Genomic DNA, 26,416 nt, shown 5'->3' with positions numbered 1-26,416 from the left:
CAAAAATTGAAAGACCTGAATGACAGCTTCGTTTAAGTGATATCAACTTCATCACTGACTTCGTCGAGAAAATTCTCAATTTGTTGTTCCACTTCCGAACTGGCGCCTTTACTGAAAGAAGCCAGATGAAACACCGCATCACCTTCATTGACCAATGGCAGCATTTGCTGGCCAATCACAATACCATCCCTTGGCGCCACCATCGTATCTTCTCCCTGGCCCAGGGGGGCGCTGATATAGGCCAGCACCTGGCCTTTGATCACGCGTTCACCCAGCGCAACCACACAACGGACAATCCCGTTCTGCTCGGCCCGTACCCAGCTGCTGGAGCGGGCGATAAAAGGAGATGCTGTTTCTTTCTTCCGGCTGACCCGGCGAATCATACCCAGCATCCGCATTACGCCGACCACGCCTTTGACCGCCGCGGCAATCACCAACGGTTCGAAACGCAACGCTTCACCGCCTTCATACGTGATCACGGGAATATTTGCAGAATCCGCCACCGCACGTAATGAACCGTCGCGGATCGCAGCATCCAGAATCACTGGGGTTCCGAAAGCATGCGCCATGGCCGAGCTGGCTTCATCTTCCAGATTCGCCCGGACCTGAGGCAGATTCGCCCGGTGGATCGCACCGGTATGCAAATCGATAATATGGGTACATTTCTTCACGACATGCTCACTGAACTGATAAGCCATTCTGGCTGCAGTTGAGCCTCGTTCTGAACCGGGAAAACAGCGATTAAGATCTCTCCGGTCCGGTAAATAGCGTGATTTATGGATAAAACCGAACACATTCACCACAGGCACAGCAACCAGCGTACCGTGCAGTTTCATCGGGTCGACTTTATTCAGCAGTTGCCGGACGGCTTCCACACCATTGAGTTCATCTCCGTGAATTGCAGCACTGACCAGTAACACAGGTCCCTGATACCGGCCATTCACCACATGAACCGGAATGTTCAGCGGTGAATGGGTATAAAGTTGCGCAGCTTCAAGATCAATGGTGGCGGATTGCCCGGGAGGCACTTCTGTGCCCATAAATTCGATGACTTTATTTGATTTAGCCTTTGCCACTCGTGCGCGTCCTTTGCGGTTTTGCAGTTGATTCTATGTATTTGATTATCATACCGGCGATATCCTTACCAGTGGCTTGTTCAATCCCTTCCAAACCTGGGGAGGAGTTCACTTCCATGACCAGCGGCCCCCGCTGAGAACGCAGCAAATCGACCCCGGCAACCCGAAGGCCCATCACTTTCGCGGCCAGTACCGCAGTTCTCCGCTCCTCCGGGGTGATCCGTACCAGTGACGCCGAGCCTCCCCGGTGCAGATTTGAGCGAAATTCCCCTTCTGCCCCCTGACGCTTCATCGCTGCGATCACTTTATCGCCGATCACAAAACAACGAATATCCGCCCCGCCGGCTTCTTTGATGTATTCCTGCACCATAATGTTGGCCCGCAGACCCAGAAAAGCTTCAATGACACTTTCTGCCGCTTTGCGGGTTTCCGCCAGCACCACACCAATCCCCTGCGTCCCCTCCAGCAGTTTAATCACCACCGGCGCACCGCCGACCATTTTCAGCAAGTCATCAATATCGTCAGGCTTACTGGCGAAACCGGTAATCGGCATCCCCACCCCTTTCCGGGACAGTAACTGAAGTGAACGCAGCTTGTCGCGCGAACGGGTAATCGCAACAGACTCATTCACTGGGAACACCCCCATCATTTCAAACTGCCGCAACACCGCACAGCCATAAAAGGTCACAGACGCGCCAATTCTCGGAATAATGACATCGAAACCAGAAAGATCCTGGCCTCTGGCATGGATAGAAGGTTTATCTGAATTGATGTTCATGTAACACCGCAAAGCATCGATCACTTCAACCTGATGGTCTCTCTCCTGACAGGCTTCAATCAGTCTTCGGGTTGAATAAAGTTTCGAGTTGCGGGAAAGGATACCGATTTTCATTGTTACTCCAGTAAAACACTTGTCGTCGTAATGTATGGGACAGCCAGCGCTGAAGGAAAATCACCCGGAGCCGGACCCAATTCGTCATCGCAACATGATTCGTCCGTATCATGACAGTCTCACGACATGAATCCTGCATGGGCCGATAAGGTTGCAAAGCTGAGGCACCGCCCGGTTCAGCTGCTGACTATACTCCCCCTATGCTCAATACGCCTTATAAAGACTGAAGTTCAGCCTCAAAGAAACAATAGCTCTCAATAGCTTAGCTGAAAATAACGTGCCCCGAAGGAATGAAGCACAACCGATTTAATTCTGTGCGTGGAAAAATATGGTCGATTGCTGTGCTCTGAATCTGGCAAGAGGTCTGCTCATCGGCGGCGTCCTTTGCCCATCTGCCTGGGCAACGCCCGATACCGTTCAGCCGGATTTCGGTCCGCTCAAAACCTATGCGCAGTCACCATTGCAGTCCACCAGCCTGAGTCCGCAACTCCGAAGCGGTTTTGCACTGCCTGAAGACAGCCTGGAATTTTATGCCAATGCGACGGCATCCAGCATCTGGGCAGAAACAGATGAGTATCGTGCCGATTATTATCAATCCACTTTCAGCACCGGGCTGATGTGGCAGGCCACAGAAGGATGGCAACTGGAACTGGATGCCAGCTGGCGGATTGCTCTCGATACTCATTTAGATAACCTGACGATTGGCTTTCACAAACTGTTCGGTATCGACCAGAATGGCAGGCAACAAGTGCCGAGACACAGTTTCGATATCGCCATCCCGGAATATGATGTGGCCTATTCAGACTTTGAAGGAGAAACGCTGTCTCGCACTTTTACCCTGTACAGCGGATGGCAAGTGATTGATTACCCAAATGAAGCCTTATCAATTGGCGCCTCACTCTATTACAACTATGTCGGTTCCGGTCCGTTTCACACCCATAATTTTGAACAGGCACTTCAGATCAACTACAGCTATCACCAGGATCGCCATCGCTTTCATGCCATGTTCGGCGGCGTGTACCGGAAAAATCCGGCAGCACTGATCCCGTATAACAAGCTGACCTATGCCGCTGCCGCCGGATGGCAGTACCAGTTCAACGGTCCGCACCGTTTTTTACTGGAATACCATTTTTATGAAGGGGCATCGGAAGCCACCTCAGCCCTGTCACAAGCTTCCAATGAAATTCTGACCGGGTACCGGTACCACTTTTCAAGCAGTGTGCTCGAACTGATCCTGATTGAAAATGTTTTCAATATGGACAACAGCCCGGATGTCGCCATTACTTTGGGCTACCGTCAGCGTTGGTAACCGCTGCAAACTGAGCCAGCAGGAAATCAATAAACAAACGCAATCGCTTCGGAATCAGTTCTCTCTGCGGATAGACAAAGCTGATCGGAACCACAGGCGATTGCCAGTCCGGTAGAATCCGGACCAGCTCATTTTTCTCGAGGTATTCCCGACAGATAAATTCCGGCAACATGGAAATACCCAGTCCGTCGACACAGGCAGAAACTGCCGAGGTAATGGTATTGACCCGGAAACGGTAAGGCAGATCAACCTGCATCTTCTGGCCGTCTTTCTCCAGCTCCCAGTAGGTCAGCTTCACCGCATTGTAAATTTTGATCTGATGATGCGGTGCAACCAAATCAGCAGGGGTCATGATTTCCCCGTGCGCGGCCAGATATTCCGGACTGGCGACCAGTATCCGGCGGGATGAGTGGAACGGCCTCGCGACCATCCCCGAATCATTCATATCCCCCACCTGGATATACAGATCAATGCCTTCAGCTACCAGATCGACTTCCCGGTTACTCAGCTCAAGATGCAGGCTGACATGAGGGTAAAGCTTCAAAAACTCGTTCATGCTTTTCCCGAACACTTTCTGACCCAGCTCGACCGGCATCACAACATTCAACCGGCCTCGGATCAGTTCCTGATTCGCCGAAACTTCCAGCTCCGCCTGATTGGCAATTTCGACCACCTGACGGCAGGAGCGGTAGAAGGTTTCTCCTTCATGGGTCAGCACCAGACTCCGTGTACTCCGCGTCAGTAAACGGACACCGAGATCTTTCTCCAGCTCTGCAATTTTCCGGCTGAGCGTGGATTTGGTGATATCCATCGCTGCAGCAGCCTGCGTGAAACTGCCGCATTCCACAACCTGAGCAAACATCGCCCATGCATTTAAATCCATTCCCCACCCATTCATTCAAATATTGCAACAGTGTTTTCGATTTTTCCTATCTAATAAACCAATTCATATTTTTTTACAATTCTTGCTCAAACATAAATGACAACAATATGAGTTCCCATGGCCGAACAATCATCCAAAAAATCTTCTCGTCTTCCTTTGATTGCAACGCTTGTGCTGGGAGTGGTGGCTGCGTCCGCAGCTGGCTACTGGTATGGCTACGGCCGTTATTTCCAGTCAACGGACAATGCCTACCTGCAAGGCGAAATCACCAATATCAGCCCTAAAATTGCCGGATACATTCAGGAAACCTACGTCAGCGATAATGAGCTGGTAGAAGCCGGTCAGCTTCTGGCCACCATTGATGACCGGGATTACCAGGCTGCGCTGGAAAAAGCCAAAGCAAATCTGGCTGTCACACAGGCCGCAGTCACCAACCTCAAAGCACAGTCTCAGTTACAGAAAACCGTCATTCGTCAGTCCGCCAGCCAGGTTGACTCCGCGCAGGCTGAAGTCGAACGAGCCCAGCAACAGGCCAAACGTGCCCGCTCTCTGCTGGCCAAAAATTATTCCTCTCAGGATGAAGTGGACGATGCCAGCTCACACCTGAAAGTCAGTCAGGCAGAGTTCGAAGCCGCAAACGCAAATCTGCAGGCTGCCCGGGATCAGCTGCAGGTGCTCAACAGCCAGAAAAATCAGGCAGAAGCCTCGGTCAGTGAAGCACTGGCACAGGTCAAACAGGCAGAGCTGAATCTCAGCTATACCCACATTTATGCACCGGTCGATGGCATCATCGGAAAACGCAGTCTTCGTCTCGGCCTGTATGTTCAGCCGGGCATGCCGTTACTGAGTCTGGTACCGACGCATGAAGTGTGGATTGAAGCCAACTTCAAGGAAACGCAGCTGGCCAACATTCGTCAGGGGCAGCATGTGGAAGTTGAGCTGGACGCCTATCCGGGCCAGACACTGGAAGGGATTGTCGATAGCTTTTCTCCGGCCACAGGCGCCAAATTTGCCCTGCTGCCGCCCGAAAATGCCACAGGCAACTTCACCAAAATCGTGCAGCGTGTGCCGGTAAAAATTGTGATTCCGCATCCCGAGCAGCTCAATGGTCAGCTTTTGCCGGGGCTGTCGGTGATCACCATCATCGATACCCGTGGATCTTCAGTACAAGACCCTGAAACCCTGGCTAAAGCTGAGGTTGCCCATGAGTGAGCAGGCACTGACACAACCGGTCGCTGCTCCTGCTCAGCAAAACGCCGATGCGGTGCCACGCCGCCATTGGATTGCGCTGCTGGGCGGGATGCTGGGTGCCTTCATGGCTATTCTGGATATCCAGATCACCAACTCGTCGCTGAAAGATATTCAGGGCGCCCTGTCGGCCACACTGGATGAAAGCTCGTGGATCTCCACCTCCTATCTGGTCGCAGAAATGATCGCGATTCCGTTGAGTGGCTGGCTGTCCAGAGCGCTGGGAACACGACGTTATCTGATTGGCACCACGGTAATTTTCACCCTGTCATCCCTGCTCTGTTCTGTGTCCTGGAGTATGGGTTCGATGATCACCTTCCGGGCAATTCAGGGATTCAGCGGCGGTGCGCTGATTCCCATGGCTTTCTCGCTGGTCGTCCAACTCCTCCCCATTCACAAGCGGGCAATTGGCATGGCGATGTTTGGGGTCACAGCGACCTTTGCGCCTTCCATCGGCCCGACACTGGGGGGCTGGCTGACGGAAAATCTGTCCTGGCACTATATCTTCTACATCAACCTGCCCCCAGCATTGCTGATGCTCGCCATGCTCCGCTATGGGCTGGATGATGAGCCGATGAATATCGACACCCTGAAAAAAGCAGACTGGACAGGTATCTCGACCATGGCCATTGGTCTGGGAAGTCTGGAAGTTCTGCTGGAAGAAGGCAACCGGGAAGAGTGGTTCAGCTCACAGTTCATCATCGCGCTGGCTGTCATTGCCAGCCTCAGCCTGATTGCTTTTGTGATTACCGAGCTTCGTCATCCAAAACCACTGGTGAACCTCAGATTACTCCGCAATCCGCACTTTGCCATGTCCGGACTGGCCTATCTGATCCTCGGTATGGCGCTGCTGGGTTCCATTTATGTTCTGCCTTTATATCTGACGCAAATTCAGCATTACAACGCACTGGAAATCGGTAAGGTTCTGATGTGGATGGGATTCCCGCAGTTGCTGCTGTTCCCCCTGATCCCCAGACTGACCCGGATGATCAAACCTAAGTATCTGGTTGCGTTTGGTTTCGTGATGTTCGGACTGAGCTGTTATGTCAACACCCATATGAGTCAGGATTTCGGCGGACAGCAGATGATGCTTTCCATGCTGCTCCGGGCCTTTGGCAGTCCGTTCATTATTGTGCCCCTGTCGCTGGTCGCCATGCAGACGATCGAAAAACCACAGACACCCGATGCCTCAACCATCACCAATGTCCTGCGGAACTTAGGCGGCGCATTCAGTATCGCCCTGATAGCCACTATGCTGGATAACAAAGCCCGGGAGCATCTGGCGCACATCAAAGCCAGTCTGCCCAGCGTCAGTAACGATGCCTGGCATCAGCTGGCACAACAGGCCGGTCAGTATCTACAACAAGGCACTGATTCGACAACGGCGATGCTCAAAGCCAAAACCAGTCTGGCGCAAAGCATGCAAACCGACGCTTTCATCATGGCTTATAATGATATCTTCATGATGATGACAGGATTCCTGGCCTTCGCAGCCATTCTGATTCTGTCGCTGCCGGATGCAGAACCGGCCAGTGACTAAGTGAATCACCAGCGGCACAACAGCAAAGCGCCTTGCCGGGAATCATTGGCAAGGCGCTTTTTCTTTCAGTAAAAAGGGTATCCGGGGTCTTTTTCAGGACGTGAGATGCGCATACCTCCGCTCGGCAGTAAAATAAGCGACAACGCTATACAGCAGCATAAACAGGCACAGCAAATACCAGGTACGGTAGAAGTAAAGTGCCCATGTTATTGCACTGACTTCGTCTTTTGGATAGGGCAACGGCGGATAAACATAGACCACCAGCTCCTTTTCCTGTGGCCTGAAAAAACTGGCCGACGCGTGCATCGGTTGAGTCGTTCCGTAAAGATAGCCAGTCAGTGCCCGTTTCACTTGCTGCTGTAATTGTTGCTCGTTCAGTGGCTGCGCACTGAGATAAGCGGACGAGTCAAAAATTTTTGCCTGAACCTGTGCCAGCGAAAATTCTGCGACATCAAAGTGCCTTTCCCCGATCTCAATTTTCAATCTCGCCTGAGACTTCACAGCTTGCTTAGCGGCAACCAGTTGTCGGTAAATCGCACCTTGCTGACGGAGTAACAGCTCACTTTCATCATGCAATCGCTGGAGCGCATTTGAAGCGTCAACGGTCGGTTCAGTCTGCACCGACCTGACTCTGTCTACAATCAGACCTGTTAAACGGCGAAGTAATGTTTCATCCAGGCTGTCATAGGCGTAAAGCACGCCGGAATCATCGCTCGAAGTAAAATAAATATCCTGTAGTTTGATTGTCTCACCGGAATTGAGCGCAGCAAGTTGCTCAAAGTCTATCTGATCAATGACTTGGTAATTCACATGAAAATGAGTGAAATTGGCATATTCCTGGTAGGTCTCAGAGCGATAAAAATTCAATGTCATATAGCCAAAGAGTACATTTACAATCAGCCACAATCCAATGCAATACTTTAACGAATCTTTCTTCTCGGCAAGAGAAAAAGAAAAATTCTTACCGTTAATCAACAATGGTTCAATGTGAATAGACGGTTTTAAATGAATTCTTCCATGAACTGTATAGTGTTCACCCTCTTCAAATACAGCACGATGACCTTGAATGGGAACACTGGCAATCTCTCCGCTCGTTTGAAACATTGAATCTCTGTATCTTTCTTTACACTGAAAAACACCAGTCAACTCATACAACCTGTGTTGTCTATATATTTCCTGACAGATCACACCAACCGGAAAAAAAGCAAATAAAACATTACAAAAAGTCAGATATCCATAGGCCACGCCATGTCCATACTCATATCTAAATGCCAGCATCAAAAACATATTTACAAAAGAAGCAGGAATCAGTAAATACGACAAATCATAATGATCAGGATTTACTTTCATGACTCTCGGAAGTGTATAGAATGGCTCGAATTTTGATAATATCTGCACCTGATCAATACGAGTCACATAAAAAGAATTCAAGAATATCACGCCTGATATCTGAACTTGCAACGGACCCGACGTCTGATTTTTTTCAACTTTTCTTATTTTATCTTCAGGCCAATAGACGGAGTGAACCTTCATCTCATCAATGTAATAGCATGAGCCATCTATTTTCAAAGTCCCATGAAGTTCATATAGCCGACGGTCATAAAAAGGTCGTTTGTATATCTTTCTCAGTAATTTCATCTGTTCATTAGATAAGTTTACTCGTTCTTCCTGACAGCGAATTGCATGAATCAGTCCCGCTCGTTTGTAAATATATGTGACTATGCCATAGATAATCGCACCTAAAATATAAAAAAGCATGGGTACAGCAAGAAAAACAAAAAGTGATGCAAGAAAATCAAACAAGTCAGCATTCCTGTCATATAGAAAAATCAACGAAGTTCAATCACACTCATCAGTGTATGATTAAACTTCGGCATGTTCTGAAAAAATGTTGTGGCTAATGGTTGTTCTGTTCAGATTCACCCCAATGGCCATATCGCTTATCCAACGACAAATACACAGAGAGTGAATACAAGAAAAATATAATATATAAAATCACCCAGAAGCGATAAACGCGCATACTGACCGAAATCTGATACACCTCATCAGGCAATTTCTTCGGCTGATAAAGATAAACAACCAGAATTTGTTCATCCGGCAGGAAATAACTGACAGAGGCATGCATCGGTTCGACAGCACCATAAAGATATTGAATCACGGCCTGTTTAATTTTGGTATACAGTGCATTTGACGTGATTGTCTGAGTTCCGGACACATGGAATACTTTTGCTAGGAGCGCTTTCAGAGAGAGTCTTTGTGCTTCAAATTTTTTTTCGCCGATATCAATTCTGATGTGTGGTTGTGATAAGACTTGCCTTTTGGCAGCAATCAATTGCTGCTCTAAATTTCCTTGATCGCTCGTCATATTTTCTTTATGCGTAAAAAATGACTTGAGTTTTCTGATATCTAAACTCTCCCGACGCTGATTCTCAGGGATCGTACGCCAAACTTCACTGAAAATACTTTCGGTAAGTTGTTCAATCAGTGTTTCATTCAGTTCACTGCTTGCCCGTATGCTCCCGGGTTCATTGCCGGGAGAAAAATAGACATCTTCGAATTTAATCGCATCTCCCGAGACATAAGATGATAGCTGATCCGTATCAATCTCTCTCACGATCTGATAATCGGCATGCAGTGTTTTGAAACGCGTATATTCCTGATACATATCCGACTGATAAAACCGGCCGGTCATCACGATAAATAAGTAGCCCATCGCAAACCAGATCAGCATCCCCCAACGCATGATTTTCTTCATATCATTCAGAGAAAACCCTGGTCTTTTCTCATCAACAAATCTCACATCGAGATGAAATTCAGGGCAAAGTTTTATTTGTCCGTGTACGGTATAACTCTGATCTTCCTTGAAATCAAAAGAATATGATTTTACCGGAAACCCATTGATCTTACCCTGACTCGAAAATAAATCATTTGACTGCTCCACTGACCGAAACTTTCCAGTCAACTCATAAACCCAGCGATTTTTTCTGAGTTCATTCCAAAGCCACAATAGAAATAAAGTGGCTATTCCATTACAAAAGAACAAGAAATCAGAAGTGCTGTCATAATCCATCGCAGCCAGAATGAATAGATTCAAAAAAGCAACTGGCATCAGGGAAAACAGAAACGCCAATAGACCCAAATTACTTTTCTTCACTTTTGGCAATGCAAAATAAGGTGCTAAAGTTTCAAGAATATTGAAATCATCAACACGAATCACGTAAAAACCATGCTTGTAAACCACACCTTCTAATTTCGTTATTTTCCCACCTTCTTTTTCTAATAATTCTTTCTCTTCAATTGTGTTTGCTTCGGGAATATCTTGATCTGGCCAGTAAATTGATTCGAGCTTCAGCTCATTCAGACAGACTTCCACATAGCGCTGATACAATTGCCCGTTGAGTTCAAATACACGATTATCATTGAAATTCTTTTGATAGATGTTTTTCAGCAGCTGCATTTGCTGGATGGATAAATGGGCCTTATGCCTTTGCCTCGCTAGCTTTGAAATTAATGCTCGCTGATGAAAAAAACCTGACACCAAGTTCGCAATGACGCCAACGATCAGGTAAATCACAGCAATGGATAACAGAAAAGTGAATAAAACTTCCATGGAGAGACGAACCAGATGAAATTAACGCTCTGATAATGCGACCAAAATCAGAAATTATAAAATGAGTCGAACAAGGATTCGTTTCATCAAGCGCCTGAATAAACACCGAAATTCAAGTGATCATCTGGATGTTACTCTCACAGGCAAGTACAGTCCAAAACGGGCCATAGTTACCCTATTTACAATGTAAATCCACTTACGTCTTCACAGTCAGCCCTTCGTGTTCAAGCAACCATTGTTTTTTATCTAACCCGCCGGCATAGCCTGTCAGTGTGCCTGAACTGCCAATAATCCGGTGACAGGGAACAACAATCGGAATCGGATTCTTCCCGTTTGCAGCACCGACCGCACGGACCGCTTTTGGACGCTCAATGCGAGAGGCGATATCAGAATATGAGCAGGTGACACCGAACGGAACGGCCGTAAGCGTTTGCCAGACTTGCTGCTGAAATTGAGTTCCCGGCATCTTCAGCGGCAGATCAAAGGTTGTCCGCTGGCCTGAAAAATACTCCTGCAACTGTGTCACACCGGCTTGCGTGATATTGTTCCCGGCATCATCCGGCTTTGTTTCCGCGTCAAATTCGATGGTGACAATCGCAGACACGTCTGCCACCACCGCCAGCCAACCAATCGGGGTGTCCACTAACTGACGAAACCGCGCTGTTTCTGCTGAATTTCGGGAAGTCATAACATGCTCCATAAATACAAAGTGAGGTAACTGCGCCACGGTGCAGCGGCTGACTCATTGATGGGTTGATCCCATTGCAATAGCGCTTTTTTCACGCCTAAATCCCCCGACAAAAAGATATCCGGGTCACTCAACCCACGCATGCGCATATAGTGAAGCGTCCAGGGACCGATGCCTGGCAGCGCCAGCACTTCTTTTTCCGGTGCGTCCAATCCCGCCGGATGCGACAGCGCAAAACGGGCAAAATGCTGCAAGGTTTCACGGCGTTTCTGTGGCATGCCGAGCTGTTGTAAGTCGGTCTCCAGAACTTGCTGCGGCGAAGGGAAAAACTGATGCACTTCACCGCTGTCCGGATTGAGTTGTACCAGTTTTTCGACAAGGTTCCGGGCCGCTTTCACTGAAACCTGCTGACCCAAAATCGCACGGATCCCGGCTTCAAACGGGCTCCAGATCCCAGGCAGCCGGATTCCGGATTGAACGTCAGGAGAATCTGAGGCCGCCATAGCCAGCCGAATAGCTTCAGCGATCCGTTCGCTGTCCGCATCCAGATCCAGACAGCGCCGGATATTTTGGATCACCGGAATCAGGCCGCACAAGTGATCGATCTGAATCGTCACATCAAAACAGCATTTTTCAGGGCAATGAGTCGCCGTAAAATATCCCTGATAATGCTGTTCCGGATCTCCGCCGGACCGATGCGAAAACGTCCGGCCGTAGCTGCGATCGGTTTGCCATTCCAGACCGGGAATCAGCCGCGCCGCATAAAAATCATGTACCTGTTGCCAGTGATAGGGCGGCCGATAAGCTAATTGCAGCCGGATCCCCTGTCCCAGCGACTGCTCGGCTTTGCCCTGTCTGCGCAGTTGCGAGGGCGACAATGAAAACTGTTTTTGGAAACAATCATTAAAGCGGCGAACACTGTGAAAGCCACTCGCATAGGCGATTTGGGTGATCGGTAATTGCGTTTCATGCAGTAATTTTTTTGCCATCAGGCATTGCTGATACAAACTGTAAGCTTTCGGTGAAAGTCCGGTTGCCTCTGTCACTAACTGCCGCAGATACCGGTCTGTGACCCCTAAACGGGATGCCAGAGTTTCAAGCGACTGATTCATGAGCGTCCCTTCATCAAGCAATCTGAGCGCGCGTTTCACCGTTGCGCCGGTGCCCAGCCATGCCGGTGAACCCGGAGCACTGTCCGGACGACAACGCAGACAAGGACGATACCCCGCCCGTGCCGCTTCCACAGCCGTCGGAAAGTATTCCACATTCACTTCTTTCGGTGCCGGGGCAGGACAGATAGAGCGGCAATAAATCCCGGTCGTTTTCACGGCGGTAAAAAACAGTCCGTCATAGCGGGGATCTTTGGCAAGTCTTGCCTGCTGACACTGTGAAGGTGATAAATTCATGCACTAAGCCTGCGTTGTGGCGCTATCAGACACGCCATACTTCATCCATGTGCTCAGTGTACTCCGACAGCCAGACAAAACTAGCCAGAATCGGAACTGAATAGGAGGGATTGATGTAAACGTTCAGCTCAGCTTCACTGCAGTCCCGTAAACCAGAATTTCTGAAGCCCCCTGCATGATGGTACTGGTTGTAAAACGGACATTGACGATAGCATCCGCCCCCATATGCTCCGCTTCAGCAATGGCACGATGCATGGCCTCTTCTCGCGCCTCCACCAGCATTTGGGTATATCCGCGAATTTCGCCGCCGAAAATCGACTTGAATCCGGCCATGATATCGCGGCCCACATGTTTGGATTGCACCACACTGCCACTCACGATGCCCAGCACCGATTGAATCTGGCGATGCGCTACATCCGGTGTCGTTACACAAAGCATATTTTCACCCCGGTGTCTTCAGGGCGGAGCAAAAGCTCCGCCTTCAATTGAAATCATCTTAAAATCAGAGTGTTTCACTCAGATATGCCAGAAAGCGCTGCCAGGATTTCCTGTCCGCATCTTCACGGTAACGGTCAGAGCCAAAGACCGTGAACGCATGCGGTGCACCACTGTAGACGACCATCTCATTTGGAATGCCAGCCGTTTCCAGTGTCTGATTCAGGGCAACAAAATCATCCATTGTCACCGAGGTATCTGCAGCCCCGTGGAAAACCAATATATTGCCTTGGGTCTGACTGTAGTTCTGTCCCTCTGGTGTGGCCAAGCCCCCATGGAAGGTCACAAATCCCTTCAAATTTGCGCCCGAACGGGCATATTCCAGTACAGCTGTACCGCCGAAACAGTACCCCATCGCTACCGCATCCGACGTATTTCCGCCCGCATGTTGCGCAGCAGCAAGCGCCCCCTGCATCAGGCTCCGCATCTTGTCACGATTCTGATAGAGCGCGCCGGTCAGCTGGCGCTTATCTTCGACGCTTTCCGGACGAATGCCGGCACCAAATAAATCTGCGGCAAAAACTGCATAACCTTTCTCAGCCAGCATCTTCGCCCTTTTCTACTCGTAATCAGTCAGGCCGTCCCAGTCATGAACCATCAAAACCAGTGGAGCATCTTTCTTCGGAGAAATGTAATACCCCTCATAATCTGCACCATCCACCTGATAACGAATGCTCTGCCCTTCATCCGCCGCAGCTTGCGCAGACATCAGCGTTCCCGCAAGAAACACAACCCAGCCCACCACTGCTGCTTTATTCATTTTTACTTTATTCATCAGGTCGTCCTCATCATCTTCTGACAACAAGTGTAGGACACAGGTTAAATCAACCGACAAAATACAAGCAGTTGACGTTCAAATGCTGCCCACGCCAAATCAGATTATTTTTTCACCAGCATGAACCCCAAACATCCCCAAAGTTACCCACTGTTTTTGTGGATAAACTTATTTATTCCTTCAAAAACAGCCGATTAAAAAATGCAAACGCCATTTTTGCTAAAATAACAATTCAGTTTTTTGTTGAAATTTTCAGGACAGGTGCATTGCATCGCTTGGCGTGAAAAAACGAAACCGCCTGAGATGAAAAAGAAGATTCTTCATCTCAGGCGGTTTTTGTCATTCCGGTCGGTGTACCTCAAATACCCTGAATCCGATTGAAATCAGGCGATTCCGGAAACAGCGGTCTTTACAGTTTGAGTATAAAAATTCGTGCACGCCCTACGAGTCGGAATCTTCATGCGGCAGCAACCATTTTCGCAATAAGCCAGCCAGCGCTTCCTGTTCATCGGCTGTCAGTGGATCCAGAATTTTTCTTTCGTTCTCCACGTGATCTGCCACAGCCTGATCAATCAGCGCTTTACCTGCATCCGTCAGCGTCACGCTACAGCTGCGCCGGTCTTCGGCACTTGCGATTCTGTCAATGAAACCACGCTTCACGAGGGCATCAATCCGTGTACTCATCGCACCGGACGATAACATTAAGGTCTGATAGAGCTCAGTGGGAGTCAGCGCTTCCCGGCTTCGGCGTAATGTAGCCAGAATATCGAATTCAATCGCGCTGAGATCGTGTAATTTAAATGCCCTGAGCAATTGCTTATCAACAATCCTGCTGGCTCGGCTGAGCCGGCCAATCACCCCCATTGGTGAGCAATCCAGTTCTGGTCGACACGCCTGCCACTGTGCCAGCACTTTATCGACATGATCTTGTTTCAAAGGCCCCCCTACATTCATTGCTTTCTAAAAAGTGACTTGAGTGAAAATTTATCCCTGTGCATCCGCAAATGAAAGGACTTTCTCCTCTTACTTCCTGTTGCTCAGATAGATACCGGACAAAATCAGACAAGCACCCAATACCCGGTACAGCCCAGGGACTTCACCACGACTGAGACAATCAATCACCACAGCAGACAGCATCTGTCCGGCAATCACAAAAATGGCAGCCTTCATGGCCCCCAGTCGCGGAAAAATATAGCTGCTGACAGCCACAAACAGCGCACCAAACACCCCACCGAGATAGGCCCAGACCGGTACGTTACCAAATGCAGAAAGCTGCCAGTCTGTTCCCATCGACAGCACTAAAATAACAGTCAGGAAAATCAGCCCGACAATATGGTTCCATAGTGAGGCCCTGAACGCCCCCAAAGACACACTCAACTGGCCATTTATGGTTCTGGCCGTTCCGATCATCACGCCATTCAGCATGGCAACGAATAAAAAAGTCATCATCAGATATCAGGCTCCAAATAAAATCATCGCGCTGCCGGCCAGTACCAGAACAACCACACCCATGTCTTTCAGGGTAATGTTTCTTTTTTGCGTGTTCAGCAGACCAAAGCGGTCCGAGAGCATGCCAAACAGGATCTGGCCAACCAGTCCTAAAGAAATTGTGCCGGATAACGTCAGGCCGCCATTGATCGCAATTGCCGCAAGAATCACCGTGAACGCACCGGGGATCCCGCCCAGATATAACCACAACGGTATTTTTTCCCGGATTTGCTGGTTACGGCGCTGACCTGAAAATGCCCGAATCGCAATCAACACAATCAGTAAAGCCGTCAGGGCGCCTACACCGTGTGCAACCCAGGAAGCAAAAAGAGGAGAAGTATCTCTGGCCAGCAAGCTGTTTGTCTGGATCATCAGCGTTAAAAAACTACCGCCAAACAAAGCCAGACTAATGTTTTTGATGGTGTTCACCATGTTGGTGTGATCTGTACTCATACTACCTTTTAAACTTTAAAAAAGTATCTTTCAAAAAAGATACACCAACAAAGACTCCCTATCAAGAATCTTTCGAAAAAGCTTTCTTGGCATCACAAGTTTCTTCTGATGCACCGCCATTTCCAAAACAGGTCGCTTCAACTCCCGCAATGACAAAACACCCGTGCTTCGACAAATATCACTCTCTTTTACCGAAACAGGACTAATCTTGATCTAAATTCACTACACAACAGGGAGTTGGACATGGGCAGTTACGAGTTGAAGAAGGCGAAAAATGATCAAATTTATTTTGTTCTGAAAGCCGCAAACGGCGAAGTTATCCTCAAAAGTGAAATGTATACCACCAAGGCAGCCGCGCAGAATGGGATTAAGTCGGTTCAGACCAATGCGCCCCATGCTGAACAGTTCGAGCTGAAAGAAGCCTCAAACGGACAATTTCACTTCAATCTGAAAGCCAAGAATCATCAGATCATTGGCAGCAGTGAAATGTATCAGTCCAAATCCGGTGCAGATCATGGGATCAAATCGGTGCAGAAAAATGGCCCGACGGACAAAATTAAAGATCTGACTGCCTGAACGAATGATTGAGCCACCTCTTTTACCTGTCATCTCCACTGACCAATGCGGATGGAGATGACATTCCGCCAGTTATGGAATAAATCTTTTTCATGAATGCGCTATTTGACGGTCTGCGAAGCCGTTACCCTTGGTCTGGAAATACATTTCCATAACATCATTCATGTATCCGCATGTCGAACAGGGAGTCCTGCATGCATATCCGTCGCCTTTATCCCGCCAAGCCACAAAAAGTGTATCTCTACGCCACCTGTCTGGTCGATATGTTTGACCCTCAGGCCGGTCTGGATGCCATCTCGCTGCTCGAACGTGAAGGGATTGAGGTCATCTTTATCCCCAAACAAACATGCTGCGGCCAGCCCGCCTACAGCAGTGGCTATAACCGGGAATCCCGTCAGATTGCCCTGAATCAGATCGCCCTGTTTCCTGAACCCTGGCCGGTTGTGGTGCTGTCCGGCTCCTGTGGCGGCATGATGCATCACCATTACTTACGTCTGTTTGAAGGCAGCAAACATGCACTTGAGGTCAGCCGTTTCTGTGAGCGGGTTTTTGAATTCACGGAATTTCTGATCAACGTCTGCCGGGTCCGCTGGCAGGATACCGGGGAACCCACTTCAGTGGTCATGCACACCTCCTGCGCCGCCAGACGTGAAATGCAGGTTCATGTCACCGCCCGGCAGCTACTCAGCCAGCTTGCGCATGTCGACCTCCGTGAACAGGCTTACGAAAGTGAATGCTGCGGCTTCGGCGGCACCTTTGCTGTCCGGCATCCGAACATCAGCCAGGCGATGGTCGAGGATAAAACACATCATCTTTGCGATACTCAGGCGGAACACTTCGTCAGTGCAGACTGGGGCTGCCTGCTCAATATTAACGGCGCCCTTTCCTATCAGGGCCGAACGTTACAGGGGCAACACTTAGCCAGCTTTCTGCTCAGCAGAACCGGAGGCCAGCATGAGTAAATTTCAGCCGGAACACTTTCACCAGCAGGCCGCCGATGCGCTGGCTGATCCGCAACTCAGACACAATTTTCGGGGAGCGATGGATTACCTGCAGAGCAAGCGCAAAAGCGCATTTGCAGATCCCCAAGAAGAGGCAGCCATCCGTGACCGGGCCGAGGCCATTCGTCGGCGCTGCCTGCGGAAACTGCCCGAACTGCTGGAACAACTGGAAACCAACTGCACCGCCAACGGGATTCAGGTGCACTGGGCCGAAAATGCGAAACAGGCAAACGCAATCTTCCTGGCTATCGCTCAATCCGTTGCGCAGCCCGTCTCTAATCCAAAGACGAATCACGCCTTGCTGATGATCAAAGGAAAATCGATGGTCAGTGAGGAAATCAATCTCAATCATGAAATGGCGAAGCATCAGATCACCTGCCTTGAAAGTGACATGGGCGAATACATCATCCAGCTGGATGGCGACACACCGTCCCATATCATCATGCCGGCGATCCACAAAAACAAACAGCAGGTCAGTGACACCTTTTCTGAACATCTGGATCACTTTACCCCCACCACAGATGTCGACAGTCTGATCCGGACCGGCCGGCAGCAGCTCAGGGAAAAATTCCGCACCGCGCAAATCGGTGTTTCCGGAGTGAACTTTGCGGTCGCTGAAACCGGCACGCTTTGTCTGGTTGAAAACGAAGGCAATGGCCGGATGTGTACCACAGTACCTGACATCCACATTGCCGTCACAGGCATTGAGAAAGTGGTGGAATTATTAAGTGATGTGCCGCCCCTGTACAGCGCGCTGACCCGTTCCGCAACCGGGCAGGCCATCACAACCTATTTCAATATGATTTCATCGCCGCGCAAACCCGGTGAGCTGGACGGTCCGAAAGCGGTGCATCTGATTCTGCTGGATAATGGCCGCAGTCAGGCCTATCAGGATGAGGAAACCCGCCAGACCCTGCAATGCATTCGCTGTGGCGCCTGTATGAATCATTGCCCGGTCTATACCCGAATTGGCGGCCATGCTTATGGCACAGTTTATCCGGGGCCGATCGGCAAAATTATCTCGCCGCATCTGCTGGGCCTTGAAGCCACGCAAGACTTAGTCACTGCGTCCAGCCTGTGCGGAGCCTGCGGGGAAGTCTGCCCGGTCCGCATTCCCATTCCGTCCCTGCTGCAGCGTTTACGCCATGATGCGAAACTGCCTCCGGAACAGGAGCATCAACCCTTACGCGGCCAGCAATCTGCGGCCAGCACTACAGAATCCATGATGATGAAAGCATTTGCTACCGTGGCTTGCCATCCTTCGGTTTATCACACCGGCACCTGGCTGGCCGGGAAAGTTCGCCATTGGATGCCCGACAACATGAGCAATTGGACACAATGCCGTACAGCCCCGAAACCGGCAGCCACTTCCCTGCACCACCTGTTAAAACAAAAACGAAAAGGAACGCAGCAATGAACCCAGCCAGACAAGCCATTCTGGCCCGCTTACGCGCCGGACAATCCACAGCATCAGTCACGGACACACAGGAACCGGCATATACTGCCTGGACAGCCCGTGACCCAGCAGAGCAAATGGCTCAGTTTTGTGAACAGCTGACCGCCAGCCATGCTGAGGTTTATCACTGCACATCAGACACTCTTTCAGAGCAGCTGGCGGAACTCATCAGTGAGACTGGCGTCAGACGAATTGCAGCCGGTACAGCTGGTGAATTTCTTGCTCAGATACAGCACGCTTGCCGCACCGCAGAACTTGTTCCTTTCGATGACCCCATAGACAACTGGAAAGATACGCTGTTTTCTGAGGTGGATGCCGGGGTCACGCATGTGCATGCTGCCATTGCTGAGACCGGCACTCTCGTATTGTGGCCGGATCGCAAAGAACCCAGAACCTTATCGCTGGTGCCCCCTTGTCATATCGCACTGGTCAATGCGTCTCAACTAACCGACAACTTTACGGCCCTGATGCACCAGCAACAATGGCATCAGGGTTTACCCACCAATGTGGTCCTCATTTCGGGGCCTTCAAAAACAGCCGACATACAGCAAACACTGGCGTATGGTGCCCACGGCCCGAGCAGACTGATGGTTTTGATCGTGGTAAACCGGTAAAAACAGTCGTTTCGTTCACAATTCAGGGCAAGCCGGAGAAGGAGCACAGATTGGTACTGCGGTGCCGTGAAAATATCCTGGACAAAAAAAGCCGCACGTTGCGTGCGGCTTGTGTTCGTTATCACCTTCAGTCTACCTACTCAGCACACCGATGGTATTTATAACGGGGGCTTCGCCACTCATTACGTTGAGTATGCCGGACTCGATAATCGTCATTTCTTCCAATCGAGCTTTATGGTTTATTGGCGAAGAAGTATTAATTTTGTGGTGTCACTTTCCAAATTGTAACACTAAGTTTTCACAGGCTTAGTGCCTTGGTGGCTGCATCCTCTGAAGCCGGAAACAACCGTGAAGCACAGAACGCAAGACAGTCGAAGAACAGCTTTGATCCTCCAGAAGCTAGAGCATGAAACTCTCTCAGTTCATACGCTTCACTATTACTATGGGATCAAATCCTGTATTTCGCAACTTTTGTCCTCACTCTTTCTGTATCCGCTTCTTTGACTCATTCAGTAACGATTGCAGCTATATTTAGCCCGTACCAGAGAATCTTTCTATTCTTAAGCGATTGGCCGGGATCATTTGTCATCATTTCGTGTAAAATCCCCTCTCTTTGATTAGCTGGTCAATTGAAAAGGAGACCCAGTGACACTCGGCAAAGCATTCGCACAAGTTCCTACCGCTCAGGCTGCTTTAGCATTAGCCATCACAGGGACCGGCCTTGCCTGGTCACTCTACTATCCAAGTTATGGCAATTTCATCCGCTCTCTCTGTGCGTTCGTCGGTGCCTGCCTCCTGATCCCGGTCGTACTGAAATATCTGCTGAATCCGAAACTGTTTCTGTCTGATCTGAACCATCCGTTATACGGCAGTCTGATGCCCCCGATGTCAATGACAATGCTGGTACTGGCCGATTATCTGGCAGGCATTCATCAGGCCAGTGCCCGCATGCTGTGGTATCCGGCTCTGGCCCTGCACTTAACCATGATGGTGATCTTTTTCAGTTGTCAGTTAAAGAAATTTCGTCTGATTCATCTCTATCCCAGCTGGTTCCTGTACCCGGTTGGCGCCATCAGCGGTACTCTGGCCGGTTCACAACTCGGGTACACTGAGTTTTCAATCTTCATGACCAACGCCTGCGTGGCCATCTACTTCTTCATGCTGCCTGTTGTGTTGTACCGGCTGTGCTTTGCCGGACGGCTTCCGCGCGTGGCAAGACCAACGCTGACCATCATGGCCGCGCCGGTGAACTTGTCACTGACCGCGTATCTGACCAATCTGGACACGCCTGATCCCGTTCTTACCGGTGCACTGGCCGGAATCGGGATCACCATGACGATCTTTGTCTACCTGTGCTACATCGATATTTTAAAGTACCGCTTTCAGCCCTCCATGGCTGCGATTACCTTCCCTTCGGTGATCAGTGCCGTCGCCATGCACCGCCTGATCGAGTGGCTGCCGGACGATCACGTTCTGTCGAAGTACCTCAATATGACGGGAGTGATTGAAATCAGCGTTGCAACCTTACTGGTCCTCTGGGTAGGCGCTAACTACGCTGTCCATTACTGGAACACCTACCTCAGAGAGCCGTCCAACGCCAGTCGCTGATCTAAAAAAGGCCCTGAACGGGCCTTTTCTTATTGAGCTGATGGTGCTGTTTCTGATGCTGCCGAAGGTTCACCAGACCGATCCAAATACCCCGATAACCAGGTCAACAGGAAAGCAAGCACCACGATCAGTGCCCCGATCCACGGTGCATCCGTCAGCGCCATTCTTTCAACGACCACACCGCCGATGACAGATCCTAAAGCAATCCCCACGTTAAACGCAGCAATATTCAAACCTGAAGCGACGTCGACTGCGTTCGGATTATACTTGCCGGCAAGCTGCACCACATAAACCTGTAAACCAGGTACATTTCCGAACGCAAAGGCGCCCCAAACCAGAACCGTCAAGACGGCCAGTACAGGACTGTGCGCAGTCATGCTGAACACCAGCAAGGTCAGCGCCAGGGCCGCAAAAATCCACAGCAAAGCATTCACCGGTCCCTGCCGGTCAGCCAGCTTCCCGCCCCAGATGTTGCCAACCGCGACGGATACACCATACACCAGCATCACCAGACTGATAGCACCTTCCGCCAGCCCGGTGACCTGCTGAAGGATTGGCGCCAGATATGTGAACGCCACAAACGTACCCCCATAACCCACTGCAGTCATGGCGTAGACTAGCAATAACCGCGGATGGATCAGTACAGCCAGTTGCTGTTTCAGTTGTGCTGGCGGTGATTGCTTCAGATTGGAAGGGACGAGAAGCGCACTGCCGATCAAAGCAATCAGCCCCAGTAACGCCACAATCAGAAAAGTTGCCCGCCAGCCAAAAACCTGACCAATCCAGGTTCCCAGTGGCACACCCGTCACCAGCGCAACGGTCAGCCCCGTGAACATGGTCGCGATCGCACTGGCTTCTTTTTCTTTGCTCACCAGACTTGTCGCAATCGTCGAGCCGATAGAGAAAAAGACACCGTGGGCCAGACCGGTCAGAATTCGTGCTGCAATCAGAGATTCATATCCGGGGGCCAGCCAGGCCAGAAGATTCCCGCCAATGAACAACGCCATCAGTGCAAGTAAAACCGTTTTGCGCGGCCAGCGTCCGGTCAGCGCTGTCAGCACCGGTGCCCCAATGGCAACACCCATGGCATACAGGCTCACCAGCAACCCCGCAGAGGGCAGTGAAACCGACAAATCCTGTGCAATCGTGGGGACAAGCCCGACAATCACAAACTCTGTGGTTCCGATAGCAAACGCACTCAATGTGAGTGCCCAAAGTGCAAGCGGCATACATCAATTCTCCGTGATTTAAGATTGACGGCGAGTATGCCCAGCCTTATTTTTGTAAAAAACAGCACCAACAACAAATGACTTTATCGAAAATGACAATAATTTCCCGGACAGAAGAACTGGAGATTTTCCTGGCTGTCGTCGACAGCGGCGGATTTTCTGCAGCAGCAAATCAATTAAACATTCAGGTTGCCAAGGTTTCCCGGGCCATTGCGAGGCTGGAAACAGAACTCAGCACAACCTTGCTGACACGCACCACACGTCGGGTCGAACTCACTGAAGAAGGGCGCTTCTTTGCCGAACACATCCGCCATGGCCTGAGCCAGATTGCCGGTGCAGAAGAAAAACTTCGCCTGCTCAAAGGCAAGCCTGCCGGACGCTTACGGGTCGATTCGGCCAGCCCGTTCATCCTGCATCAACTCGTGCCTCATATGGCAGCATTTCAGGCGGCCTACCCGGACATTGAGATTGAACTGATTTCCAGTGAAAGCTTCATTGATCTGATCGAAAAGCGCACCGATCTGGCCATCCGGATTGGTGAGCTGAAAGATTCAAACCTGCATGCAAAATTCCTCGGACGCAGTCCGCTGCGGATTGTCGCCAGTCCGGGCTACCTGGCAGAGTACGGCACACCAGACAGTATTGAAGCCCTGAGTACACATCGCTGTATTGGCTTTGCCGTTCAGCCGAATCTGAACAAATGGCCCTTTGTGAACGGCCCCTATTCCCCGCGGATGCACATCCAGGGCAGCAGCGGGGAAACAGTCCGGCAACTGTGTCTGTCCGGGAATGGATTCGCACTGTTGTCAAACTTCATGGTGTGCCGCGATCTGGCCGCGGGCAGGCTGGTTTCTGTCCTTGAAGCAGACATTGCGACCCCCAACGACAGAGAACCGATTCATGCGGTGTATTACAGAAACACGGTACTTTCACCGCGTATTCGCGCTTTCCTCGACTTTATTGCGGAAAGACTGTGCCTTTAGCCACTGATTATTGTGAATTCTGAAATAGTTATTTGTTCGTTGTGGTCTTTTTCAAAGTGCAAAGGGAAGTAACCTGAGCAGCATCACTCACAATCCCAACAAGGAATACAACATGAATCACCCGATGCCGCATCTGGGCTTTGGCACTTTTCGTCTGGAAGGACAAACCGCATTTGACTCCGTCACCCTGGCGCTGAATGCAGGTTATCGCCATATCGATACGGCGCAAATCTATGGCAATGAGCAAGCCGTAGGCGATGCGATTCAGTCATCCGGTATTGCCAGAGAAGACATTTTCCTGACCACAAAAGTCTGGACAGACAATTTCAGCCGGGAATTATTCATCCCGAGCGTTCAGGAAAGCCTGCGTCAACTGGGTATGGCTGATATCGATTTGCTGCTGATTCACTGGCCGCTGAAGAATCAGGAAGTCGATATGGCGGACTATCTGGCCTCACTCAAGCAGGCTCAGGATCTGGGGCTGACCCGTCAGATCGGTATTTCCAACTTTACCATGGCTCACATGGAGCAAGCCGTTCAGATCCTGGGGAAAGATGTATTGCTGACCAACCAGATTGAGGTGCACCCGTATCTGCAAAACCGCCAGGTGACTGAATACTGTCGCGCCCTGGGCATGCGCGTCACAGGTTACATGCCGTTTGCCTACGGTGCTGTCCTGCAAGATCCTGTCATTCAGGCGATTGCAGAAAAACATCAGGCCACAGCAGCGCAGGTCGTTCTGGCTTGGATGCGTCAGCAAGGATTCGTCACCATCCCGTCTTCCACCAAACAGGCGAATATCGAAAGCAACCTGGACGCTGACAGACTGACGCTGGATGAAACCGATCTGGCGGCCATCGCCGCATTGGATCGTGGGCACCGAGTTGCAAATCCTGACTTTGCACCAGCATGGGACTAACGATCGCTGGTCTGGGTCATTGTTCCCGGCAACCGGATTGTAAACCGGCTGCCTTCTCCCAGCACGGAGTTCAGCTCAATACGGCCTTGCAGCGTATTTACCATGGCTGAAACCATGGCGAGCCCTAACCCGTACCCCGGCTGATGACGACTTCCTTCCACCCGGTACAAACGCCTGAAAATCAGCGCCTGATGCTCAGGCGCAATCCCCATCCCCTGATCGGTCACGCTGAACCAGACACCTGTCCCATCGTAACCACAGGCCAGCTGAACTTCAGTGCCAGCCGGGCTGTATTTCATGCTGTTATCCACCAGATTCACGACAATTTGTATCAGGCGTTTGGCGTCAGAGATGAAAGTCACAGCTTCTAAGCCGTCGGTGTCCAGCCGAATTTCCGCATCTTCAGCGACTTCCTCATACCAGGCTGCGACCTCCGACAATAATTGGGCCAGTTCAATCGGCTGTGTTTCCAGCACATGCCGTCCCACCTGTTCGTCATGAATCCGCATCAGGGTCGTCAGCATCTGATTCGCCTGCTGGGCTGATTCAGCACAATCAGACAGGGCGGAACGCAGGGAGGCTTCAATTTTCTCGGGCTGAAGCTTTGCTGTGTCCCGGCTCAATGCGGCCTCGGTGGTCAGTATCATACGAGACAATGGTGTCCGGACATCATGAGCAATGGCATCGACGGTTTGATCCATGCCTCGAACGGTTTCTTTCAGCCGATTGAGTACCTGCTGCACACTTTGACTGAGCTGACCCAGCGGGCCGCCCGATTCAAGCTCTGGCAGATCCGTTTCCAGCATCACATCCAGGGACCAGCCCCGAACCTGATCCACCCCTTTGGCAAGGCTGTGCAACGGCGACAGCGTTCGGCTCAGCAAACGCCAGACGATCAACGCAATCAAGCCAACCATCGCCGCCAACGCAACAAACAACCCGGTTCCCTGAACAAATAGCTGGGTCCGTCTGGGCGTGCCGTCCATAATGAGCCAGTACTGCGAAGGTTTGCCATCCAGTTTCAGACTTAGATAAGGCGCATGGCTGAATAAATGATACCAACGCCGGTTCATGGACTGATATGCAGAAACAGTTTCCGGTAAATCAGGCCGATCAGCACCACTGAGCCACTCCAACTCTCCCGAAGAGTCGGCCCGGACAACGCTGATCGCATTTTCGATGAGCCGGTTGGGATTATTGATGACCACATGTTCCAGTTTGGTATCAGATTCAAAAGTCAGAATACGCTGATATTCCTGCCCGAGTGAACTCAGCAGCTTCCGCTCCTGGTAATCGAGCAGATAGGTCAGGATGAACACCATCACAGCGTTGAGGAAGATAAAACAAATCAGCAGGGTCAGCAGAAAACGCTGAAACAGTGCCCGCTGAGCGGAACGGGAGGCCTGTTCAGCGTTCATGTCTGAGGACATAACCCACCCCGCGAATGGTGTGGAGTAAGGGCGCTGAAAAACCTTTATCGATTTTGCTGCGAAGACGGCAGACCAGCACATCCACGACATTTGTCTGGGGATCAAACTGAAATCCCCACACATGCTCCAGAATAATGGTTTTCGACAGCACCCGGCCCGGCTGGGTCATCAGTAATTTCAGGAGGGCAAACTCTCTGGGTTTCAGTTCAATACGCTGGCCATCGCGGCTTGCCTCCCGCGTCAGCAGATCCAGTGTCAGTCCCTGATAACACAGCGACTCAATACTGGCTGCCGACGACTGGCGCCGGAGCAACGTCTGGCATCGGGCTGCGAGTTCAGCAAAGGCAAACGGTTTGACCAGATAATCATCGGCACCGGACTGAAGCCCCAGCACACGCTCGTCGACTGAATGACGGGCACTTAAAATCAGCACCGGGGTCTGATGGCCTTCGCCCCGTAAACGGTGCAGCACTTCCATGCCATCCATCCCGGGCAACATCAGATCCAGAATGATCAAATCAAAAGCTTCCTGACAGGCAAGCAGATACCCCAGTTTGCCATCTGCACAGGCTGTCACCTGAAAATCCAGTTCTTCCAGCCCGTGACGGACGAACTCCCGAATCGACTGATCATCTTCGACCACTAAGATGTGCATCTCTTATCCTGTCTGTATGCCGCTGCGATATACCCAAGCCAGTTTTGATACTAACATGACGGTAAATTATCAAAGATTACAA

The 26,416-nt window shown here is 50.5% G+C and carries 24 protein-coding genes and 1 pseudogene; 10 read left to right on the top strand and 15 right to left on the bottom strand.

Annotated features, from left to right (window positions below):
• Positions 1 to 32: 32 nt before the first annotated feature.
• Positions 33 to 1,076: a succinylglutamate desuccinylase/aspartoacylase family protein gene (locus L4174_RS23490; protein ID WP_248142836.1), complete on the bottom strand. Its 1,044-nt coding sequence runs from the start codon at positions 1,074 to 1,076 to the stop codon at positions 33 to 35.
• Positions 1,063 to 1,968, bottom strand: a complete 906-nt coding sequence (gene rimK / locus L4174_RS23485; protein ID WP_248142837.1) for a 30S ribosomal protein S6--L-glutamate ligase — start codon at positions 1,966 to 1,968, stop codon at positions 1,063 to 1,065. Before rimK ends, L4174_RS23490 begins: the two co-directional genes overlap by 14 nt.
• Before the next feature lie 328 nt (positions 1,969 to 2,296).
• Here rimK and L4174_RS23480 point away from each other — a divergent pair, with 328 nt between their 5' ends.
• Positions 2,297 to 3,277, top strand: coding sequence for a DUF3187 family protein (locus L4174_RS23480; protein WP_248142838.1), 981 nt, complete (start codon positions 2,297 to 2,299; stop codon positions 3,275 to 3,277).
• On the opposite strand, the gene L4174_RS23475 is transcribed toward L4174_RS23480, so the two are convergent.
• Entirely contained in the window at positions 3,249 to 4,160 is a 912-nt protein-coding gene (locus L4174_RS23475; RefSeq protein ID WP_248142839.1) for a LysR family transcriptional regulator, read from the bottom strand. The genes L4174_RS23480 and L4174_RS23475 overlap by 29 nt on opposite strands.
• 117 nt (positions 4,161 to 4,277) lie before the next feature.
• Here L4174_RS23475 and L4174_RS23470 point away from each other — a divergent pair, with 117 nt between their 5' ends.
• Together L4174_RS23470 and L4174_RS23465 are read left to right on the top strand one after the other, a co-directional pair.
• Positions 4,278 to 5,372 carry an HlyD family secretion protein gene (locus L4174_RS23470; protein ID WP_248142840.1) on the top strand — a complete coding sequence of 365 codons (1,095 nt, stop codon included), beginning with the start codon at positions 4,278 to 4,280 and terminating at the stop codon, positions 5,370 to 5,372.
• A complete protein-coding gene (locus L4174_RS23465) occupies positions 5,365 to 6,948 on the top strand; it encodes a DHA2 family efflux MFS transporter permease subunit (protein WP_248142841.1) in 1,584 nt (527 codons plus the stop codon). Before L4174_RS23470 ends, L4174_RS23465 begins: the two co-directional genes overlap by 8 nt.
• A gap of 93 nt (positions 6,949 to 7,041) precedes the next feature.
• Here L4174_RS23465 and L4174_RS23460 read toward each other — a convergent pair whose 3' ends face one another.
• The 9 genes and pseudogenes from L4174_RS23460 to L4174_RS23420 all read right to left on the bottom strand — a co-directional run bounded on the left by L4174_RS23460 (position 7,042) and on the right by L4174_RS23420 (position 15,863).
• Positions 7,042 to 8,751, bottom strand: a complete 1,710-nt coding sequence (locus L4174_RS23460) for a hypothetical protein (RefSeq protein ID WP_248142842.1) — start codon at positions 8,749 to 8,751, stop codon at positions 7,042 to 7,044.
• 94 nt (positions 8,752 to 8,845) lie between these two features.
• Positions 8,846 to 10,558, bottom strand: a complete 1,713-nt coding sequence (locus L4174_RS23455) for a hypothetical protein (RefSeq protein WP_248142843.1) — start codon at positions 10,556 to 10,558, stop codon at positions 8,846 to 8,848.
• A 196-nt stretch (positions 10,559 to 10,754) separates the two neighbouring features.
• Positions 10,755 to 11,246 carry a methylated-DNA--[protein]-cysteine S-methyltransferase gene (locus tag L4174_RS23450; RefSeq protein WP_248142844.1) on the bottom strand — a complete coding sequence of 164 codons (492 nt, stop codon included), beginning with the start codon at positions 11,244 to 11,246 and terminating at the stop codon, positions 10,755 to 10,757.
• The gene (locus L4174_RS23445; RefSeq protein ID WP_248142845.1) at positions 11,243 to 12,652 is read right to left on the bottom strand and encodes a DNA-3-methyladenine glycosylase 2 family protein; all 1,410 of its coding nucleotides are present in this window, start codon (positions 12,650 to 12,652) and stop codon (positions 11,243 to 11,245) included. Before L4174_RS23445 ends, L4174_RS23450 begins: the two co-directional genes overlap by 4 nt.
• 123 nt (positions 12,653 to 12,775) lie before the next feature.
• Complete coding sequence (locus L4174_RS23440; RefSeq protein ID WP_248142846.1) at positions 12,776 to 13,090, bottom strand: YbjQ family protein; 315 nt, start codon at positions 13,088 to 13,090, stop codon at positions 12,776 to 12,778.
• Between the two features lie 64 nt (positions 13,091 to 13,154).
• Positions 13,155 to 13,856 (bottom strand): annotated as a pseudogene (locus tag L4174_RS23435) (dienelactone hydrolase family protein).
• 507 nt (positions 13,857 to 14,363) lie between these two features.
• Positions 14,364 to 14,858 carry a MarR family winged helix-turn-helix transcriptional regulator gene (locus tag L4174_RS23430; RefSeq protein ID WP_248142847.1) on the bottom strand — a complete coding sequence of 165 codons (495 nt, stop codon included), beginning with the start codon at positions 14,856 to 14,858 and terminating at the stop codon, positions 14,364 to 14,366.
• A gap of 87 nt (positions 14,859 to 14,945) precedes the next feature.
• Entirely contained in the window at positions 14,946 to 15,371 is a 426-nt protein-coding gene (locus tag L4174_RS23425; protein ID WP_248142848.1) for a DMT family transporter, read from the bottom strand.
• Between the two features lie 6 nt (positions 15,372 to 15,377).
• A complete protein-coding gene (locus L4174_RS23420) occupies positions 15,378 to 15,863 on the bottom strand; it encodes a DMT family transporter (RefSeq protein WP_248142849.1) in 486 nt (161 codons plus the stop codon).
• 243 nt (positions 15,864 to 16,106) lie between these two features.
• On the opposite strand from L4174_RS23420, the gene L4174_RS23415 reads away from it, so the two are divergent.
• The 5 genes from L4174_RS23415 (at position 16,107) to L4174_RS23395 (ending at position 21,118) form a co-directional block, all read left to right on the top strand.
• Positions 16,107 to 16,439, top strand: coding sequence for a YegP family protein (locus L4174_RS23415; protein WP_248142850.1), 333 nt, complete (start codon positions 16,107 to 16,109; stop codon positions 16,437 to 16,439).
• 194 nt (positions 16,440 to 16,633) lie between these two features.
• Entirely contained in the window at positions 16,634 to 17,401 is a 768-nt protein-coding gene (locus L4174_RS23410) for a (Fe-S)-binding protein (protein ID WP_248142851.1), read from the top strand.
• Positions 17,394 to 18,857, top strand: coding sequence for a LutB/LldF family L-lactate oxidation iron-sulfur protein (locus L4174_RS23405; protein WP_248142852.1), 1,464 nt, complete (start codon positions 17,394 to 17,396; stop codon positions 18,855 to 18,857). Before L4174_RS23410 ends, L4174_RS23405 begins: the two co-directional genes overlap by 8 nt.
• Complete coding sequence (locus L4174_RS23400; RefSeq protein WP_248142853.1) at positions 18,854 to 19,510, top strand: lactate utilization protein C; 657 nt, start codon at positions 18,854 to 18,856, stop codon at positions 19,508 to 19,510. Before L4174_RS23405 ends, L4174_RS23400 begins: the two co-directional genes overlap by 4 nt.
• 645 nt (positions 19,511 to 20,155) lie before the next feature.
• A complete protein-coding gene (locus tag L4174_RS23395) occupies positions 20,156 to 21,118 on the top strand; it encodes a TDT family transporter (RefSeq protein ID WP_248142854.1) in 963 nt (320 codons plus the stop codon).
• 29 nt (positions 21,119 to 21,147) lie between these two features.
• Here the strand turns inward: L4174_RS23395 and L4174_RS23390 are convergent, their stop codons facing one another.
• Complete coding sequence (locus L4174_RS23390; RefSeq protein WP_248142855.1) at positions 21,148 to 22,347, bottom strand: MFS transporter; 1,200 nt, start codon at positions 22,345 to 22,347, stop codon at positions 21,148 to 21,150.
• 98 nt (positions 22,348 to 22,445) lie between these two features.
• On the opposite strand from L4174_RS23390, the gene L4174_RS23385 reads away from it, so the two are divergent.
• Together L4174_RS23385 and dkgB are read left to right on the top strand one after the other, a co-directional pair.
• Positions 22,446 to 23,330, top strand: a complete 885-nt coding sequence (locus L4174_RS23385) for a LysR family transcriptional regulator (RefSeq protein WP_248143351.1) — start codon at positions 22,446 to 22,448, stop codon at positions 23,328 to 23,330.
• A 112-nt stretch (positions 23,331 to 23,442) separates the two neighbouring features.
• Positions 23,443 to 24,249, top strand: a complete 807-nt coding sequence (gene dkgB, locus L4174_RS23380; RefSeq protein WP_248142856.1) for a 2,5-didehydrogluconate reductase DkgB — start codon at positions 23,443 to 23,445, stop codon at positions 24,247 to 24,249.
• On the opposite strand, the gene L4174_RS23375 is transcribed toward dkgB, so the two are convergent.
• Positions 24,246 to 25,679, bottom strand: a complete 1,434-nt coding sequence (locus tag L4174_RS23375; protein WP_248142857.1) for an ATP-binding protein — start codon at positions 25,677 to 25,679, stop codon at positions 24,246 to 24,248. The two genes, dkgB and L4174_RS23375, sit on opposite strands and share 4 nt — an antisense overlap.
• Positions 25,657 to 26,334, bottom strand: coding sequence for a response regulator transcription factor (locus L4174_RS23370; protein WP_248142858.1), 678 nt, complete (start codon positions 26,332 to 26,334; stop codon positions 25,657 to 25,659). The genes L4174_RS23375 and L4174_RS23370 overlap by 23 nt, the downstream gene beginning before the upstream one ends.
• Positions 26,335 to 26,416 lie beyond the last annotated feature (82 nt).

It is taken from the genome of Photobacterium sp. CCB-ST2H9 (assembly GCF_023151555.2).
Taxonomy (GTDB): Bacteria; Pseudomonadota; Gammaproteobacteria; order Enterobacterales; family Vibrionaceae; genus Photobacterium.
Note: the sequence above shows the minus strand (reverse complement) of the source record. Positions and strands in the feature narration are given on the sequence as shown.

Excerpts from the sequence above, each read along its gene's own strand:
- rimK (WP_248142837.1), bottom strand. The coding sequence starts at position 1,968 with ATGAAAATCGGTATCCTTTCCCGCAACTCGAAACTTTATTCAACCCGA.
- L4174_RS23480 (WP_248142838.1), top strand. The coding sequence starts at position 2,297 with ATGGTCGATTGCTGTGCTCTGAATCTGGCAAGAGGTCTGCTCATCGGC.
- L4174_RS23475 (WP_248142839.1), bottom strand. The coding sequence starts at position 4,160 with ATGGATTTAAATGCATGGGCGATGTTTGCTCAGGTTGTGGAATGCGGC.
- L4174_RS23470 (WP_248142840.1), top strand. The coding sequence starts at position 4,278 with ATGGCCGAACAATCATCCAAAAAATCTTCTCGTCTTCCTTTGATTGCA.
- L4174_RS23465 (WP_248142841.1), top strand. The coding sequence starts at position 5,365 with ATGAGTGAGCAGGCACTGACACAACCGGTCGCTGCTCCTGCTCAGCAA.
- L4174_RS23455 (WP_248142843.1), bottom strand. The coding sequence starts at position 10,558 with ATGGAAGTTTTATTCACTTTTCTGTTATCCATTGCTGTGATTTACCTG.
- L4174_RS23450 (WP_248142844.1), bottom strand. The coding sequence starts at position 11,246 with ATGACTTCCCGAAATTCAGCAGAAACAGCGCGGTTTCGTCAGTTAGTG.
- L4174_RS23445 (WP_248142845.1), bottom strand. The coding sequence starts at position 12,652 with ATGAATTTATCACCTTCACAGTGTCAGCAGGCAAGACTTGCCAAAGAT.
- L4174_RS23440 (WP_248142846.1), bottom strand. The coding sequence starts at position 13,090 with ATGCTTTGTGTAACGACACCGGATGTAGCGCATCGCCAGATTCAATCG.
- L4174_RS23425 (WP_248142848.1), bottom strand. The coding sequence starts at position 15,371 with ATGATGACTTTTTTATTCGTTGCCATGCTGAATGGCGTGATGATCGGA.
- L4174_RS23420 (WP_248142849.1), bottom strand. The coding sequence starts at position 15,863 with ATGAGTACAGATCACACCAACATGGTGAACACCATCAAAAACATTAGT.
- L4174_RS23415 (WP_248142850.1), top strand. The coding sequence starts at position 16,107 with ATGGGCAGTTACGAGTTGAAGAAGGCGAAAAATGATCAAATTTATTTT.
- L4174_RS23410 (WP_248142851.1), top strand. The coding sequence starts at position 16,634 with ATGCATATCCGTCGCCTTTATCCCGCCAAGCCACAAAAAGTGTATCTC.
- L4174_RS23405 (WP_248142852.1), top strand. The coding sequence starts at position 17,394 with ATGAGTAAATTTCAGCCGGAACACTTTCACCAGCAGGCCGCCGATGCG.
- L4174_RS23400 (WP_248142853.1), top strand. The coding sequence starts at position 18,854 with ATGAACCCAGCCAGACAAGCCATTCTGGCCCGCTTACGCGCCGGACAA.
- L4174_RS23390 (WP_248142855.1), bottom strand. The coding sequence starts at position 22,347 with ATGCCGCTTGCACTTTGGGCACTCACATTGAGTGCGTTTGCTATCGGA.
- dkgB (WP_248142856.1), top strand. The coding sequence starts at position 23,443 with ATGAATCACCCGATGCCGCATCTGGGCTTTGGCACTTTTCGTCTGGAA.
- L4174_RS23375 (WP_248142857.1), bottom strand. The coding sequence starts at position 25,679 with ATGTCCTCAGACATGAACGCTGAACAGGCCTCCCGTTCCGCTCAGCGG.
- L4174_RS23370 (WP_248142858.1), bottom strand. The coding sequence starts at position 26,334 with ATGCACATCTTAGTGGTCGAAGATGATCAGTCGATTCGGGAGTTCGTC.